This window comes from Psychrobacter sp. APC 3279 (assembly GCF_030407795.1).
Lineage (GTDB): Bacteria > Pseudomonadota > Gammaproteobacteria > Pseudomonadales > Moraxellaceae > Psychrobacter.
Genome location: NZ_JASDCR010000031.1, coordinates 1 through 15,892, shown reverse-complemented (window position 1 = coordinate 15,892; position 15,892 = coordinate 1). Strand labels below are relative to the sequence as shown.

At 40.7% G+C, this 15,892-nt stretch carries 11 protein-coding genes; 5 read left to right on the top strand and 6 right to left on the bottom strand.

Annotation, left to right across the window (positions count from 1 at the left end):
* On the bottom strand, window positions 1-1,099 hold a 1,099-nt coding region (locus QL898_RS13470; RefSeq protein ID WP_290177152.1), incomplete at its 3' end, for an Ig-like domain-containing protein.
* Window positions 1,100-1,180: 81 nt separating this feature from the next.
* Window positions 1,181-2,155 carry an OmpA family protein gene (locus tag QL898_RS13465; protein WP_290177151.1) on the bottom strand — a complete coding sequence of 325 codons (975 nt, stop codon included), beginning with the start codon at window positions 2,153-2,155 and terminating at the stop codon, window positions 1,181-1,183.
* Between the two features lie 961 nt (window positions 2,156-3,116).
* Here QL898_RS13465 and QL898_RS13460 point away from each other — a divergent pair.
* On the top strand, window positions 3,117-3,833 hold the full coding sequence (locus QL898_RS13460) for a hypothetical protein (protein ID WP_290177150.1): 717 nt from the start codon (window positions 3,117-3,119) through the stop codon (window positions 3,831-3,833).
* A gap of 115 nt (window positions 3,834-3,948) precedes the next feature.
* Here QL898_RS13460 and QL898_RS13455 read toward each other — a convergent pair whose 3' ends face one another.
* The 4 genes from QL898_RS13455 to QL898_RS13440 all read right to left on the bottom strand — a co-directional run bounded on the left by QL898_RS13455 (window position 3,949) and on the right by QL898_RS13440 (window position 10,205).
* Window positions 3,949-5,118, bottom strand: coding sequence for an HlyD family efflux transporter periplasmic adaptor subunit (locus QL898_RS13455; protein ID WP_290177149.1), 1,170 nt, complete (start codon window positions 5,116-5,118; stop codon window positions 3,949-3,951).
* A gap of 2 nt (window positions 5,119-5,120) precedes the next feature.
* Complete coding sequence (locus QL898_RS13450; RefSeq protein ID WP_290177148.1) at window positions 5,121-7,445, bottom strand: type I secretion system permease/ATPase; 2,325 nt, start codon at window positions 7,443-7,445, stop codon at window positions 5,121-5,123.
* 74 nt (window positions 7,446-7,519) lie between these two features.
* Window positions 7,520-9,058 (bottom strand): TolC family protein, encoded by a 1,539-nt coding sequence (locus QL898_RS13445; protein ID WP_290177147.1) that lies wholly within the window; start codon window positions 9,056-9,058, stop codon window positions 7,520-7,522.
* Window positions 9,059-9,479: 421 nt separating this feature from the next.
* Window positions 9,480-10,205 carry a GntR family transcriptional regulator gene (locus tag QL898_RS13440; protein ID WP_102092306.1) on the bottom strand — a complete coding sequence of 242 codons (726 nt, stop codon included), beginning with the start codon at window positions 10,203-10,205 and terminating at the stop codon, window positions 9,480-9,482.
* Window positions 10,206-10,542: 337 nt separating this feature from the next.
* Between QL898_RS13440 and QL898_RS13435 the strand changes: the two genes are divergently transcribed.
* From QL898_RS13435 to QL898_RS13420, 4 genes are all read left to right on the top strand, one after another.
* The gene (locus QL898_RS13435; RefSeq protein ID WP_238051833.1) at window positions 10,543-11,832 is read left to right on the top strand and encodes an SLC13 family permease; all 1,290 of its coding nucleotides are present in this window, start codon (window positions 10,543-10,545) and stop codon (window positions 11,830-11,832) included.
* A gap of 578 nt (window positions 11,833-12,410) precedes the next feature.
* Window positions 12,411-13,424: a tripartite tricarboxylate transporter substrate binding protein gene (locus QL898_RS13430; protein ID WP_290177145.1), complete on the top strand. Its 1,014-nt coding sequence runs from the start codon at window positions 12,411-12,413 to the stop codon at window positions 13,422-13,424.
* A gap of 116 nt (window positions 13,425-13,540) precedes the next feature.
* Window positions 13,541-13,996, top strand: coding sequence for a tripartite tricarboxylate transporter TctB family protein (locus QL898_RS13425; protein WP_290177144.1), 456 nt, complete (start codon window positions 13,541-13,543; stop codon window positions 13,994-13,996).
* Window positions 13,997-14,001: 5 nt separating this feature from the next.
* The gene (locus tag QL898_RS13420) at window positions 14,002-15,507 is read left to right on the top strand and encodes a tripartite tricarboxylate transporter permease (RefSeq protein ID WP_290177143.1); all 1,506 of its coding nucleotides are present in this window, start codon (window positions 14,002-14,004) and stop codon (window positions 15,505-15,507) included.
* The last annotated feature ends 385 nt before the right edge of the window (window positions 15,508-15,892 follow it).

Genomic DNA, 15,892 nt, shown 5'->3' with positions numbered 1-15,892 from the left:
CAGTCGCTTCATTTGACGTCTCACCTGTACGGTTATCAACGGTGTAGCTGATTGGCGTTGGGTCACCGGTGAAGCCTGCTTCTGGTGTAAAGGTGATGTCACCTGTTACAGGATCAACAGCCCATGAACCTTCGCCTGGTACGTCAACCGATTTGCCGTCATCAGCAATGGTGCCGCCCGCTGGTGATTGTGTGATCATCACAGTCGCCGGGTCTAAGTCGTCTCCACCCTGGCCATCGTTACCGACCACAGCAACCACAACTGGGCTACCTGAGGCGCCTGTTTGCGTGTCATTAACCGCTTGTGGATACTCGATGGTCACAGTCGCTTCATTTGACGTCTCACCAGTACGGTTATCAACGGTGTAGCTGATTGGCGTTGGGTCACCGGTGAAGCCTGCTTCTGGTGTAAAGGTGATGTCACCTGTTACAGGATCAACAGCCCATGAACCTTCGCCTTCTACAGTAACGGTAGTTACTTCATCACCAGTAACTGGGTCAATCAGCTTAACAGTGGTTGGGTCAATGTCATTTTCATGATCGGTATCATTGCCTAAAATGTCGATAACAACAGGGTTGCCTGAAATACCGGTTTGCGTGTCATCTTCAGCAACTGGTGCTGTACTGTTTCTACCGCTACTATTTTTACTAGCCAATAGTCCAACAAGTCCAATACCAGCAGCTGCCGGTATCCACCATGGTATTGCAGCTGCTACATACGCTTCACCGCCTAAAGCTTGCCCTTCTACATCACCCGCTTCTAATTGCGTAACATAATCATAAGTTTCGCCAGTATCCGGAATGTAATAATAGTATTCACCATCTTCAGCAATACCGACTAAAGCACTATCTTCATGATCATAGAAGCCTTCTATAATAAGATCGCTTTCTTTACCTTCTTCATCAAATGAAACATGAAGGTCGTTTTCAATGCGTTTGGTAACAATGTGATTAGGCGCACGGTTTATAGCATTATCATGAAACTCATAATTAACTTTTTCTACTGCTTTAATAACTGTAGGTGTACCGTCTTTAGTTACAACTTCTACTTCATTTACAGTCTGAGTAGCATCATTTATTTTTACGATGACAGTATTCATTGGGTTACCTTTTTTTATGATAGCAGTACCATTTTAGATTTTATATGGCACGGTTTCAGTGGTTATGAAATCTATTTGATATTAATTATTTGGTCGCTCTTCAATAATGGCAATCACACGGCGATTGAGCTGACGGCCTTCTACAGTATCATTGCTAGCTCTTGGCTGTAACTCACCATAACCAATGGCATTCAGACGTTCAGGTGCAGCTCCAAATTGAGTGATTAACACTTCTTTTACAGCATCTACTCTACGTTGTGACAATGCTTGGTTATATTTTTCACTAGCACGGCTATCAGTATGCCCCTCGATAGTAACTAACGTATTAGGGTATTGCGCCATAAACTCTGCTACTTCAGAGATCTTAGAATAGTATTCTGGTTTTACTATAGATTTGTCAGTGTCAAACAGTACTTCGAGTTCAATAGTCATTTTTTCAGCCAATACTGGAGCTGGAGCTGGTTCTTTGACAGGTTGCGCCGTTACGACAGGCGCTGCACAGTTAGGCACCACTCTGCTGATTTGATGAGATTGATAGCGTTTATTTTTTAATAGCGGTAATGCACTTTCAGTAGTGATCTGTTCAAGAGTACTATCACCACTATCACCACTATCATCTACGTCTACATAGAAAAAATATGTTTGACCTTTTTCAAGCTTATAGTCTTTTGTGCCTGCTAATAAGTTGTTATCTTTGAAGCCAGTCATATGAGCACTTAACTGGTTGATACCAACACAAGAGTTGACAGCAGTGTAGTTGCCAGGACGCAAGCTTACTTGGTATCTATTGTTAACTGAAATATTCGCGCTAGTTTGTTCTAAATCATCATCATTTTTGCGTAGAAATATTAATCTTGCTTCATCATCACTTACTTCTGATGACAGTAGTTTATTCAAATCAGTATCGATTTGATTATTCCATGCGACATTATTTACACGGCGACTATCACCTTCGTTGTCAATGTTACTGCTCCCCATCATACTGCAGCCTGATATACCAAAGAGCATGGTAGGCAAAACAATAGTAGCAATAGCGGTTTTCAATATCTTTTCCATGATAACTTCCTGATTGATAGTTTATTTCAAGTTGATATTTCGAATCTTACCTTTAGATGTATTAACAATTACCTATTCAATTACCCAAAGCCTACACTGATGTAAGCAGACTATATTTTTCCGGCTCCAGACGTATAGATTGTGTATATTAACTAACAAAAACGTACAGATAATGAAAAATGACAGTAAATTAGTGGGCTTATAGTAAGTATTTCATTTTTTATAGTCAACTGTTGTTTCAACCTATAGTACACAATATGTTAACCTTTATTTATAGGTATAAACTCTTGATTTGATACTTATATGTGCGATTATGTATATTTTCAATCATATGTTTATGGCGTGTAAAATGCCCTAAAAAACCATTCTCTTGGTAATGTTTTCTGTATGAGAGACAGTACTGTTGGCATGTAGCAGACAGTATTTATCAATACTTTATAGGGAAGAATATATACGTCACCCTCAAGTCACTGGTTTCATCAAAACAGTAAATTGAATTAGTACGATAAAAATAGACTATGGCTTAAAATAGAAAGAACCTAACATTGACGAGAGTTAAGTTGTAATCGTAAATAATATGCATTTCTAATATAACTTCATCCCTTCAAATCAAACTAATTTCTAGGCTCTTCAACTTCAAATCCTAGTGAAATATATTTGCATAAGTCTTCTACCTACCCATTTATTTTTCGAATATACCAATATAACAATGATCACTTAGTCTTACCAACTACTATATCTGGTGCAAACAAATGTGTTGCCGATATACTTAGCAAAAGAGCGTTTTTTATAATAGTAAATATTAGTTTGGTTCTGCATTATAAAATAGAAATAGCTAGTCTTTAGGCGTGCTACTACGCCTATTAAATCGTTTAAAAGATAATGTTAAGTTGAAAAGATAGTAATAATCAATATCATTCAAAAATTTATAATAGGGTTTAATCAAAGGTAAAGCCATAAAATGATAAAGTTCCGCGAAAAATGGTTTTGGGCATTGTGTCTTGCAGTATTAGTACATGTTGGGGTCTTCTTTGTTTTCTATCTCAACACTCATCAGACTGATTCAGTAGAAGTAGCGGATAGCCAAATGAACACGACTGAACCTACTGTTATCAACAATGTAGATCTACCTGAAAAAGTTTATACCACTACTGTCACCAGTCCTAAGACATCTGATGGTACTGTTAATGACAAACCTATGGTTGATGATAAATCTAATGAGGCATTTCAGCTAACAAGTAGTGATGAGCAAATAGCCAACGTAGAGAGTAAAAAAGCACCCCCTTCTTCAGCTGCCAATAACGTCAATGATAAATCCAAAAAACCCGCTTCTACATCGATAGAATCAGCTCAAGCAAACAAAACTTCTCCGCAAAATGAAAAAATGCCAAATGCTCAAACAGATAGTAACACTCAGTCTATAGTTGCGAGTACTGATGATAAATTAGAAGAGATTAAAAACAATGCAAACTTGTTAAATATAGACGTCCCTGCTCAAAAAAGTAACGTCAAAATAGATAAAGACTATCTTTCAGCAAAATCTGAAGTGGAAGCAATAAACGATCAATTGAGTGCGGCTATCAACGAAGTTAAAAAGCGTAATCAGCAGAAAATTGATGAGCAACAACAATTAAGAAATGAGGCGAATAGCCAAAAATTTTCTGAAAGTTCCAACTAAGCATATAAGAGTTATAAGCAGTAGCACAATTAGACCGAATACCTCTATATAAAAAAAACCCAGCGATTAACTGGGGTTTTTATTATCTCGTCAGTAAACATTCAATATTAAACTGTTAGCGCTCACCCAAACCTTCTGATAAGGTTTTGGTAATTGGCTTAGTCAAATAAGACAATACCGTACGTTCCATCGCTTTGATATCGACAGAAGCTGTCATACCAGGTTTGATGACAATCTCATCACCGCGCCCCTTAAATTCAGCACCATTAATCACAATTAATACACGGTAGTAAGGCTCTTCGCCTTTAGGTGTTTGCTCCATTAGCGTGTCTGGACTGATATAGTTGACCGTCCCTTTCATAGCTCCAAAGATAGAGTAATCATAAGCATCAAGCTTAACCGTCGCTTCTTGACCTTCTTTGACATAAGCAATATCAGCAGGACTGACCTTGGCATCTATAACCAAGTCACTACTGGTCGGTAAAATCTGCATGATGACCTCGCCTGGCTTAACAACACCGCCAATAGTGGTCACATTGATGTTTTTAATTTTACCTTCTGTGGGCGCCATCAAGCGCTTCTCTTCAAGTACTTGCGCCCGATCTCGCAATTGCTCAAGCTCGGTATCTAGCTCTTCTTGAGCCTTGGTCATTTCAGCCTGTGCTTCTTCGAAGTACTTATTACGCTTGTTATTAATCTGCGCTTCGATATCAGCAACTTGGCGGCTGAGCTTGATGACATCAGCTTGACTGACATCGCCATACTTTAATAAAGGCTCATTCATACGCAATTCTTGACGCGCCAACACTAGCATTTTCTCAAGGGAAGAGACTTCTTCATTGATAGCTTGACGACGTCTATTGTATAGCGCCCTTTGGTTTTGCACGTACTCAGGATAGTCCTGTACCCCTTTAGGAAATACCAACGGTTTTTCAAAAATCTCAGCATTTAGTCTGGCTAGCTTAGCAGTCAATGCAGCTGTTTTAGAAGCAGAGTTATCAACAGCCGCTTTAGCACGCTCTTCCTCCAACACTACCAATAACTGACCTGCCTTAACTTCTTCACCTTCTGTGACAGCCAACTGAGTCAATACGCCGCCTTCTGACGCTTGGATTTCTTGCGTTCGAGCACTGGCGATTACCGTTGCTTGCGCACGAGTCACTTGATCAATCTTGGCAAATGATGCCCAAACAATTAAAGTGACGATCCCGATTAATGCTATCCAAATACTCAACCTTGAACGATTAACCTTGGGCTTGGTGGGTGTGTACTTATACTCTGACATGCCTACTTCCCTTGATCTTCTGTTGAATGTTTAGCACTGATGGGTTTTACGCTGATGTTGCTTACTCTAGAGGTAGCAGGCTTATTTTCGTCGACACCTTCTTTTGACGGTTGATTGGTTTTATCAACGATTCTATCTTTTTGTTGGACGGTGGTTTTATTTTTTGCTTGATCGTTTTTTCTGAGCTCATCAAGTACAGCTTGTTTTGGACCGTCGATAATAATACGCTGGTTATCCATAATGATTAGCCGATCTACCAAGTCTAGCAATGCTGTCTTGTGGGTAGACACAATAAACGTCTGCCCTTGCGTCAACTCCTGACGTAGCACTTGCAGGCAGCGCTGCTCTTGTCGATTATCCATGGAAGCCGTTGGCTCATCTAGCAAGAACACATCAGGTTTGGTCAATAATAAACGGGTAAATGCCACCAGTTGCTTTTGCCCCCCCGATAGGCCTTTACCGCCTTCACTGATCGGTAGGTCAAGACCACTTGAATGACTGGATACTAAGTTGATTAGCCCTGTCCTGTTTAAAGTCTCTTGAAGGACATCGTCATTGGGCGCTGCCATACCGATTAATAAATTCTCTCGCAGGGTTCCTTGAAACAATCGATGGTCTTGCTGTAGATAACCCAAGCGCTCACTAAGTGTCTCACGACTGATTTGGTGTATATCCAGTCCGTCTAATAACACGCGTCCTTCGGTAGGTGCATACAGTCCTGCCAGCACCTTAAGCAAGGTAGATTTACCTGAACCAATAGGCCCAAGTATCGCTATACGCTCTCCTGGTTTAATCGATAGTTGCGGAACCGTAATGGCTGGTCGATCGTTGCCTTGGTAATTGAACGTCAATCCATCGCACTGATACGCGCCTTTTATATGCGTAGGCGATAATGGATACGCAACGCCTTGGTTGTCTTGCTCCAGTGCAAACAGACTCTCAATATTCATTTTGGCGGCTTTCGCATGAGCGTACTGTACTAGCAGATTGGGTATTGCCATAACAGGCGCTAACACTCTACCACCAAGTATCGAGCAGGCAATCAGTCCGCCCATTGTCATGTCACCTTGCATAACGACAAACGACCCGACTATCACGATACCAACGTAGCTTACTTGCTGTAGCATCTGCGTAAAATACGTTAAGTTGTCATTGGCATGCTTCATATCCAAATCGTTTTTGATGGTGACATCCATCACGTCCAGCCAACGCGAGAGAAACTTCCAACTGCCCGCTCCTGCTTTTATTGTCTCGACGCCTTCTACAGCTTCTACCAACAGACCTGTCTTATAATAAGAGGCAGTCGCACCCTCCGATGCAATAGCATCAATGCGTTTGCGCGCAATCAGCCCCATCGTAATTGCGATGACCGCTGCAATCACTGGTACAACAGCGACTAATGGCGAGCCAATAAAAGCTATTAAGCTGATGAATATAATGGTCATGGGTAAATCGACTAAACCAAAAAGCGTACTCGCCGTAAAAAAGCTACGTACTTGCTCATAACCACGTAACTGTGCTGCCATAGAGCCAACTGACCCCGGCATTTGGTCGATACGTACTTTGAGTAGACGTTGGAACACTTCTCGAGATAAGTACTGGTCTAGACCGACGACGACCTTATCCATGATTCTTGAGCGAGAAAACTTCATGAATGCTTCAAACATGATCACCAAGAAGACGCCACTGGCTAAAATGATCAGCGTGTATTCACTACGCGTTGGTATGACACGGTCATAAACCTGCATAGAAAATAGAGAAACGGCTAATGCCAACATGTTAATCAGAAAAGTGGCAATAACGGCTTCAGCTAAAATACCTTTATAATTACCCAAATCAGACTTTAATAGATCAGAAAATGAGGCCTTTCGCTGCTTAATATGATCTTCTTTTAGACGAATACGCATGACCAAAGTCAATTCTTCGGCACGCGTATGTACCTGCTGGTTCGCTTGTCTAAAGTTCCAGCTTTTTTGCGGCGTTTGGCTATCAATCACACCCCAACCTAAATCCGTTCGATACGCCAGTAAGGGCAAAAAAGCGGCATCAGGCTGCTCTAGTATTTCTGGTGTATCGGTTATGCCAATGCCTTGTAATACTGCAATGACACCGCCTAACTCATGAATGCTTTGACCTTGCCTGTCCGATTGCTCACTATGACGTTTGACGACATCATGGAGCCGTATATTATCTACTGGATAGCCTTGCTGTCCGAGTAAATGCTTAATCGCATCAGTCAACGTTTCGGTCAGATCGACCTGCTCTGAGTATTGCAGCTCATGATGGTCAACAGACTGAGGCGGTGTCTTTTGTAATTGTGCACTCATATTAATCGCTTATTTAATATTTTAGATGGTTGCGTATGTAGGATAATTTACGCCTGTTTATATGACTTTTTGATTTAATTATTTGTCATATTCTCTTGTTCAGTTATCGGCGTAATACTGTAATCATCATTTAACATGAGATACTCACCATTGTTCAAGCTTTGCTCTGCCGTCGCGGGCAGCTTAATATCGATATACTCTTCTGCTGCGTTGTTTCCATAACCGAAATGACTACTAGCGCTGTTTTTGTCTTGTTTATTGAGCCATTGCTTGACAGAGTTTGTTGGGCTAAACAAAGTCACTGGGTCACGATTATGAGAAAACTGCTGCCACTGCATAATGCCAAAATCTACTTGTAGTCTATAAAATGCACCTAGCATTTCTGCGCGAGTTTGTACCAGCTGGACTTGATAATCGTTATGCTCACGGACAGCATTTAGTACTTCAAGCCATGACTTGCGTCCTGCGATGAATTGCCGACGGTAAGAGCTGACTACAATCTGTGCCCCTGCTACAGCAGCAACCAACGAGGTTTCCCTGTCTTTGGCACTGACAAACTGCTGATACTGTACTTGAATATTCTCTATGACATTACGGCGTGCAGCTTCTTGGTTTTGTACTAGGCTGTTGACCTCTGCCTGTGAGGCTCGTGCTAGCGCAAAATTGGAAAATCCAGCACCTGGTGCATAGCTCAATCCCACTGAGAACTTACCATCGTTTTCGTTATCCTCATGATAGTAAGCATGCTCATATTGGGCATAAATGGTTGGATAACGAGCCGCTTGCTGTGCTTCGACACCCTGCTTAGCGGATTCAATTTGGAAGTGTTCTTTTACAACGGTAGGATTGTAAAAGCCAGCTCTATCGAATGCCATTCTTTCAAAGTCAACGGATTGTTGCTTGGCTTGATTTACCAATACCTTAAGATTCGGTATGCTCGTGACACTCATCTGAGACAGTGGTTGACCAATGATTTGTTCTAGCCTAGCAGCGGCGATACGTTGCTGCTCAACTGCCGCTTGATAAGATGTTTGCTCTTGCAATATACGGTTAGTCACCAGATCAAGCTCAATACGAGCTGATACACCTTGACCAACGCGTCGCTGCATCATGGCTTCAAAATCATTCAGCTCTTTTAAATTCTCCACATGGACACTTTGCGTAGCGACGGCTTGGATATAGCTCTGCCAAGCATCAATCGTTGTTTTGGCCACTAGGTTTTGCTGCTCGTAGATATACTCTACAGCAGCTTTATCATCGAATATGGCTTGATTGACATCTGCGGTGAGCTTACCCCCTGTCCATAGGGGCTGTCGAATGGTCACCTCTGAGACAAAATCATTGTCTCTATCGTAACCTGAGCTTACGCTTGGCGTTGGTAAAAGGTTTAATTTGGCCGCATTAATTCCTTCGGTAGTTGCTTGTTGCCTCGCTCGAGCCGACCCTACTAAAGGATGCGTTTGAATTGCCTGCGCCACTAGGCTATTGATTTGGAAATCTGCTACTGCTGCATGGGAAGTCACTGTAAAACATATACCAGTCGCCAAAGCGGTCATAAAATGGCGTACTGAAATACTACGAAGTAACTGCTTACGATTTGACGAATTTTTCATATTGTTTTTCAGTGATCAGCTCTATGAATGTTTTTTGAATAAATGTTGATCTTTTATGCACCAAACCTTACTAAAACTTATCTTATAACGCAACACGAATGAGATAATAGGCAAAAATAATCTGCAATGCCAATCTTGTAAACATCAATCTAGAAAATTTTGAATAAGTAGCTTATCAATAACAACCAAATCCCTGAATATTCAAATTACTTAGAGTATGTACTAATAGGTTGTCCTAAAATAGTGGGGGATCTTTCTCTAGTAGTAGATAGACATTGGTATTGGTATTGTGCGTGCTCGTAATTTAATGATAGAGTTAAATAAACCTATTTACCATAACGTATTACTTCTTATTTTATACTTACCCAGCAAACCACCTAAAGAGTATCCTGATAGCCTTAATTAAACGACTTACTATTTATTAAATAATATTAACTTCATAGCTGAACTTCTCCGCCATTCCATATGACTCTCTATATTCGATAGGATCACCTTCTAAACTCTTAGCAATACGGCATACCTTCACTAGGTTTTCTTGCTCATTATTATCTAAATAAGGGTCTACGTGATTGGCTACAAAAAATAGTGTCTCTACGGCAGATGAGACAAACTGGCCACACTTTGTGTAATAAAACGGATATAGCAAATTCTCAAAATCTTCAGGCTCTAGATTTACAAAGGCTTGATAACGACTCTTAGGTAGCCAGATTTTTTCACTGAGCGAAACTTTGCCTTCAATAATGCGCACACGTTCTATATAAATAAGCGCTTTATTCTTACCAATATCTAGCTTTTTGTTAATCTCTTCAATACCCTCTATTACCATGACCTTTTTGACCACGCCTGTCGGTGTCGCATAGCAAGCATCTTTATCACGAAATTTAAAAAACCGTAATAATGAGCTTTCAAAGTCTGGACGCTTTAGAAAGGTACCTCTGCCTTGATACTTGGTTAATACGCCATCGTCGACCAGCTTTTCAACCGCTTTCCGAACGGTTCCGACTGATACTTGATACTTGTCTGCAAACTCCTGCTCAGTCGGTAAAGGTGTGTTTTCATCCCATTTACTTTCTGTCAATAAAGTCAAAATGTGCCATCGCACTTGCTCATACCGTGGTATTTTAAATTTTTCTAAGTTTTTTAGCATTATTTCACCACAATTTAAGGGGTTTATGAATTGTTTTACTGTCTTTAAGCATTGTTATCATTTTAGAGATTGGAATATAACGGAGTACTCTATCTTAAGCGCTAAGAAAACCTTATATATCATTGCAATACTAACGACTGTCTGGCACTTTGTGGGCAATCTTATCTAATTCATATTACTTTTTTTGCTATTATTCCACTTATTTATACGTGCATTTCAGGCTTATACGATTCTGTAATCTAGAAAGTTGTTTGTCAATATTCTCGTAATGCTCTTTACCTATAGAAGTCAATACAGTTCTCTATAGAATTCATGTAGTTAAGCTCAAGGGACAGTAATGACTCTTTATATTCTAGCCGCAATAGTAATATGTATTATTTTGGGCTATACCACCAAGATCAATATTGGTCTATTTGCTATTGCATTTTCATACCTCATCGGCTGTTTCGGTATGGGAATGAGCGCTTATGAAATTGTTGAGCTATGGCCTCTCAAAATTTTCTTTGTTATTTTTGCCGTTACTCTCTTCTATAATTTTCCTTTAGCGAATGGCGCTTTAGAAAAACTATCGAATCATTTGATCTATAGATGTCGTCATTTTCCCGAGTTTTTACCGTTGGTTATTTTCTTTGCTGCTACCATCGTTGCTGGCTTAGGGGCTGGTTATTACACCGTCTTAGCCACGATGGCACCTATGATTTTGTTATTGTCTAAACGTACTAATTTGAATCTTGTCATTGCTACCTTATCTGTTAACTATGGTGCATTGGCTGGTGCTAATTTTATCACCTCACAAAGTGGGGTTATCTTTCGAGAGCTGATGCGCGGGGCTGGCGTCGCAAATGATAATACCTTTACTTATGTTTTAGGTGTCTTTGCGGTTACCTTTCTCATGCCAGTGATCGTCCTAGGTATATATTGCTTTTTTAATGCTAAAAATAGCAAAATTGCGATTCAAACGATAGTACCAGAGCCTTTCGATAATAAGCAAAAACAATCTATTATGCTGATTTTTATCATGATGGCTATCGTGCTTATTGTACCCATCTTAAATCTCCTAATGCCTAACATAGAAGCAATTCAGTTTTTAAACGCTCGGATTGACATTGGTTTTATCGCCATTATTTTTGCCTTAATCAGTTTATTACTGAAATTAGGTGACGAAAAAACAGTAATTGCCTTAATCCCCTGGAATACACTTATTATGATTTGTGGGGTCGGTATGCTGATCGGCCTTGGCGTCGAGATCGGTGTTATTTACGAGCTAACAGAATGGCTAAGTACCAACGTTCCTATCTGGATGATACCAATTTTGGTCTTCGTTATTAGCGCAATCATGTCAATCTTTGCTAGTACACTTGGCGTGGTCGCTCCTACTCTATTTCCTATGGTGCTGCCTTTAGCCGTCGCCTCTGGACTTAACCCTCTATTGTTATTTACCTGTATTGTGGTGGGAGCACAAAGCTCATCCCTCTCTCCTTTCTCATCAGGAGGTAGTCTAATGTTGGGCGCTTCTCAAGTAGTTATAGAAAAAAACAAGCTGTTTAATGCGCTACTATTTAAAGCGGTACCCTTAGATATTGGTATTGGTATATTAGCCATTTTCATTATCCAGCTGCTTTTTTAGCTAGTATGTGTTCCTATGTTGAGAATGGGAACACGCTCTACCCTTAAGCAAATCCCTTCCAAAAGACAGTTTTGATGCAGCTGTCTTTTGACTGACATATACAACCAAAATTTTTAAATACCTAATGAATTGCCCGTCATGACGCTTTGTCTCATCTCACTAACTTCATCTACCAAGTTAGCTCTTTTCCTTATCCAAAAAAACATGCCCTAGCACATTTTTAACATCGCTCTCATGGTTATCAATACCTATAAGGCATTGTATTCATTAGTTTTTATCGACACCATCATCTTGTATTCGGAAGGTTTTTCTGTCTTTTCTTTCCCTTGATATTAAGACGATAAGTAATTTTGTATCAGTCATTGTGATAGTACCTTAAAATAAAATTCATATATACATACATATGTTTCTTGTTATTTCTATATTATTCTGTTACTTTTGCAAAACGCTAAAAACTCTACTTTTATGAAGTTTAGTAGTTATTGTCAGGATGATCTGAACTTCATCTGTCATCACTTTATTATTTTGCTCAGAATTCTATTGAGCTATTCATTAAAAATACACACAAGGAGTGTCGTGTGAACAAACTATCCTATTTGGCTCTTGGCCTTTCTGTACTTACCCTTACCGCATGTAATAAATCTGATACGACAGTATCTGATGCCAGTTATGACGCCCCTTCACGTCCAGAATGTATCGCCCCAGCAAAACCAGGCGGTGGCTTTGACTTGACTTGTAAACTTGCTCAAGCTGGCCTAAGAGATACCGGCCTATTAGAAGATCCGATGCGAGTCACTTATATGCCAGGCGGCGTAGGTGCTGTTGCTTATAACAAAATTGTTGCCAATGATCGTGCTAATAACGATGCAATCATTGCTTTCTCTACTGGCTCTATCCTAAATCTGTCGCAAGGTAAATTTGGTAAATTCACCGAAAAAGACGTGAAATGGCTAGCAGCCGTTGGTACTGATTATGGTGCTATCGCTGTCAATGCAGACTCACCTATCAAAGATTTGGCAGGATTGGTTGCTGAGCTTAAGTCAAATCCAAAAGCAATCAGTTTCGCCGCTGGTGGTAGTGTTGGTGGTCAGGACTGGATGCAAACAGCTATTTTAGCTAAAGCGGTTGGTGTCAATCCTAGCGATATGACTTATGTTGCGATGGAAGGTGGCGGTGAGGCTATTACAGCGGTCATGGGTAACCATGTGACTGTCGTGAGTGCTGGTATTGCTGAAATCATGCCACAAGCTACTGCTGGCAAATTGCGTGTATTGGCTGTATTCGCAGATGAAAGATTGGGCGGCACTATGGCCGATATTCCTACTGCTGTAGAGCAAGGCTATGACGTTACTTGGCCTGTCATGCGTGGTTATTACATGGGTCCAGATGTCAGTCCTGCCGCTTATGACTGGTGGAAAGCAAGCTTTGATAACATGCTTGCGGATCCAAAATTCGCTGAATTACGCGAGCAGCAAGAGCTACTACCATTCTCTATGACTGGTGATGAGCTAGAAGCATACGTTTATAAACGTACAGATGAGCTACGTGAATTGTCTGCTGAGTACGGTCTTGTTGATGCTGCAGCTAAGTAGCATTACTCAGATCATATCCCCTTAATGATTGAATACTGATTTTTACAGTATTTATCGAAGGTTGACAGATGAGACATCTCTCAACCTTCTTATTTTGGAATTTAAGGAATACTTCTATGACAATGGAACGTGCGTTTTCTGGATTAATGGGGCTGTTTAGCTTATTTTTGGTCTATTTAGCTATTGGTTACGTTGCTCCTATTGCCTATGATCCTATCGGCCCTAGACCCTATCCTATTTTGATTTTCTCACTTACGGCGCTTTTGACCTTGGTGATTGCCTTTCGTCCAGCACGATTTACGAAAGTCATCGATTTGGGCTATAACAACGTCGTGCTTAGAAATCTTGTGCTGTGTGTCAGCGCATTACTGATTTATAGCTTAATTTTTGAGCCTTTAGGTTTTGTGCTTGCTACCACACTGATGTGTTTTGCGGTTGGTTTACTATTTGCCGGAAATCCTATTAAAAGCCTTATCTTTTCAGTTGTGATCAGTATCGCCCTGTATGTCTTATTTGACATGGCTTTGGATGTGATTCTGCCACTTGGAATATTATCAGGAATAATGGGATAGCTATTATGGAAACTTTTGACTTTTTAATGCAAGGTTTTGGCGTAGCGATGTTGCCTAAAAACTTACTGATTGCACTCATTGGCGCTTTTATTGGTACAGTTGTAGGCATGTTGCCTGGCCTTGGCCCTATTAATGGTGTGGCAATTCTATTGCCTTTTGCCTTTGCCCTTGGTCTACCACCCGAGAGTGCACTTATCTTGCTGGCGGCTGTTTATCTTGGTTGTGAATATGGCGGTCGTATTTCTGCCATTCTACTTAACGTGCCGGGATCTGCTGCAGCGGTTATGACCTCATTGGATGGTAACCCGCTAGCGGTTCAAGGAAAAGCCGGCATCGCCTTATCCATCTCTGCGGTTGCCTCGTTTATTGGTTCTACGATTGCAACCATTGGTGTGGTGTTGTTTGCCCCTCTATTGGCCAAATGGGCAGTGTCGTTTGGACCTGCTGAATACTTCGTATTAATGGTATTCGCGATTTGCTGTTTGAGTGGTTTGGTTGGTGATCAACCTATCAAGACAGCAGTGTCAGCGTTAATCGGCTTGGGTCTAGCTACTGTTGGTGTCGATGCGGTCACAGGTATCTATCGCTATACCTTTGATTCAGTCAACTTATCTGATGGTATTCAGTTCACAACGATCGTTATTGGATTTTTCAGTGTCAGTGAAATCTTGATTTTGCTCGAAAGAACCAGTACTGGTGGGAAAATTATCGCACAAGGTAAGCGTAGCTTATTCAACCTAAAAGAATTTCTCTTTACCATTGGCGCCATGGTGCGTAGTGGCATAATGGGCTTTTTCGTTGGTATTTTGCCTGGCGCAGGTGCGACTATCGCGAGTGCGATGACCTATGCTAGTGAACGCAAAATTGCTGGCGACAGTGGCAAATTTGGTGAAGGCGATCTTCGTGGTTTAGCATCTCCAGAGGCGGCTAACAACGCATCAGCATGTGGTTCATTTGTACCGATGTTGACTTTGGGTGTTCCTGGTTCTGGTACGACAGCGGTCATGATGGGTGCGTTGACTTTATATAATATCACGCCAGGTCCACAGCTATTTACCGAACAGCCAGACATCGTTTGGGGTCTTATCGCTTCATTATTCATCTGTAACGTCATCTTGTTAGTAATGAATATTCCTTTGGTTGGTGTATTTTCTAAGCTACTTAATGTACCAAACTATATCTTGATACCATCCATTGCTGCTATTAGTTTCGTTGGTGTTTACTCTATCAACAGCACGACCTTTGATATGGTATTCATGGTAGGACTTGGGATATTTGGTTACTTCTTACGTAAGCTACATTTCCCTCTATCAGCCCTTATTCTAGGTTATGTACTAGGAGAGCTAATGGAGTCTAACCTCAGACGTGCCTTGTCTATTTCTCAAGGTGAGATGTCTATTCTATGGAGTAGCCCAATCACTGTGTCACTATGGGGTCTGGTAGTTGTCATGATATTCATGCCAATCATTCGTAAAATGTATCGTAGGCGTTTTAAAAAGACTGCTGCATAAGTTCTTGCTAGTTCGTCTCTAAATGTCTCTCCGGCGGTGGTTATACTCTATGTATGGCCACCGTTTTTTTAGAGATACTTTCACCCTGCTTGCAACAGTTATTTAATACTCCTAACTCTTTTGTCAGCTGTCCAAAATTAGCAAAACATCACTACTTGATGTCACTTATGAAATAGGATTTTATAGTGCTCTTTGTTTTAGATTTATTGCAAACCATTCCAACTTGGCATTTAGTAGGTTTGTTCATCGCTGGCATGGTTGAGCTATGCTGAAAAAACTGTAGAACCAAACTTGGTAAACTAACGACTCAATGAGGAGTTTATCATGACTAAGAAAATCAGAACCTATAGTGCAGCATTCAAAGCTGAAGCTGTTAAAAAGATAG

What these genes read in the sequence shown, in the direction of transcription:
- QL898_RS13420 (WP_290177143.1), top strand. Translation starts at nt 14,002, where the DNA reads ATGGAAACTTTTGACTTTTTAATGCAAGGTTTTGGCGTAGCGATGTTG.
- QL898_RS13450 (WP_290177148.1), bottom strand. Translation starts at nt 7,445, where the DNA reads ATGAGTGCACAATTACAAAAGACACCGCCTCAGTCTGTTGACCATCAT.
- QL898_RS13460 (WP_290177150.1), top strand. Translation starts at nt 3,117, where the DNA reads ATGATAAAGTTCCGCGAAAAATGGTTTTGGGCATTGTGTCTTGCAGTA.
- QL898_RS13425 (WP_290177144.1), top strand. Translation starts at nt 13,541, where the DNA reads ATGACAATGGAACGTGCGTTTTCTGGATTAATGGGGCTGTTTAGCTTA.
- QL898_RS13445 (WP_290177147.1), bottom strand. Translation starts at nt 9,058, where the DNA reads ATGAAAAATTCGTCAAATCGTAAGCAGTTACTTCGTAGTATTTCAGTA.
- QL898_RS13465 (WP_290177151.1), bottom strand. Translation starts at nt 2,155, where the DNA reads ATGGAAAAGATATTGAAAACCGCTATTGCTACTATTGTTTTGCCTACC.
- QL898_RS13440 (WP_102092306.1), bottom strand. Translation starts at nt 10,205, where the DNA reads ATGCTAAAAAACTTAGAAAAATTTAAAATACCACGGTATGAGCAAGTG.
- QL898_RS13435 (WP_238051833.1), top strand. Translation starts at nt 10,543, where the DNA reads ATGACTCTTTATATTCTAGCCGCAATAGTAATATGTATTATTTTGGGC.
- QL898_RS13455 (WP_290177149.1), bottom strand. Translation starts at nt 5,118, where the DNA reads ATGTCAGAGTATAAGTACACACCCACCAAGCCCAAGGTTAATCGTTCA.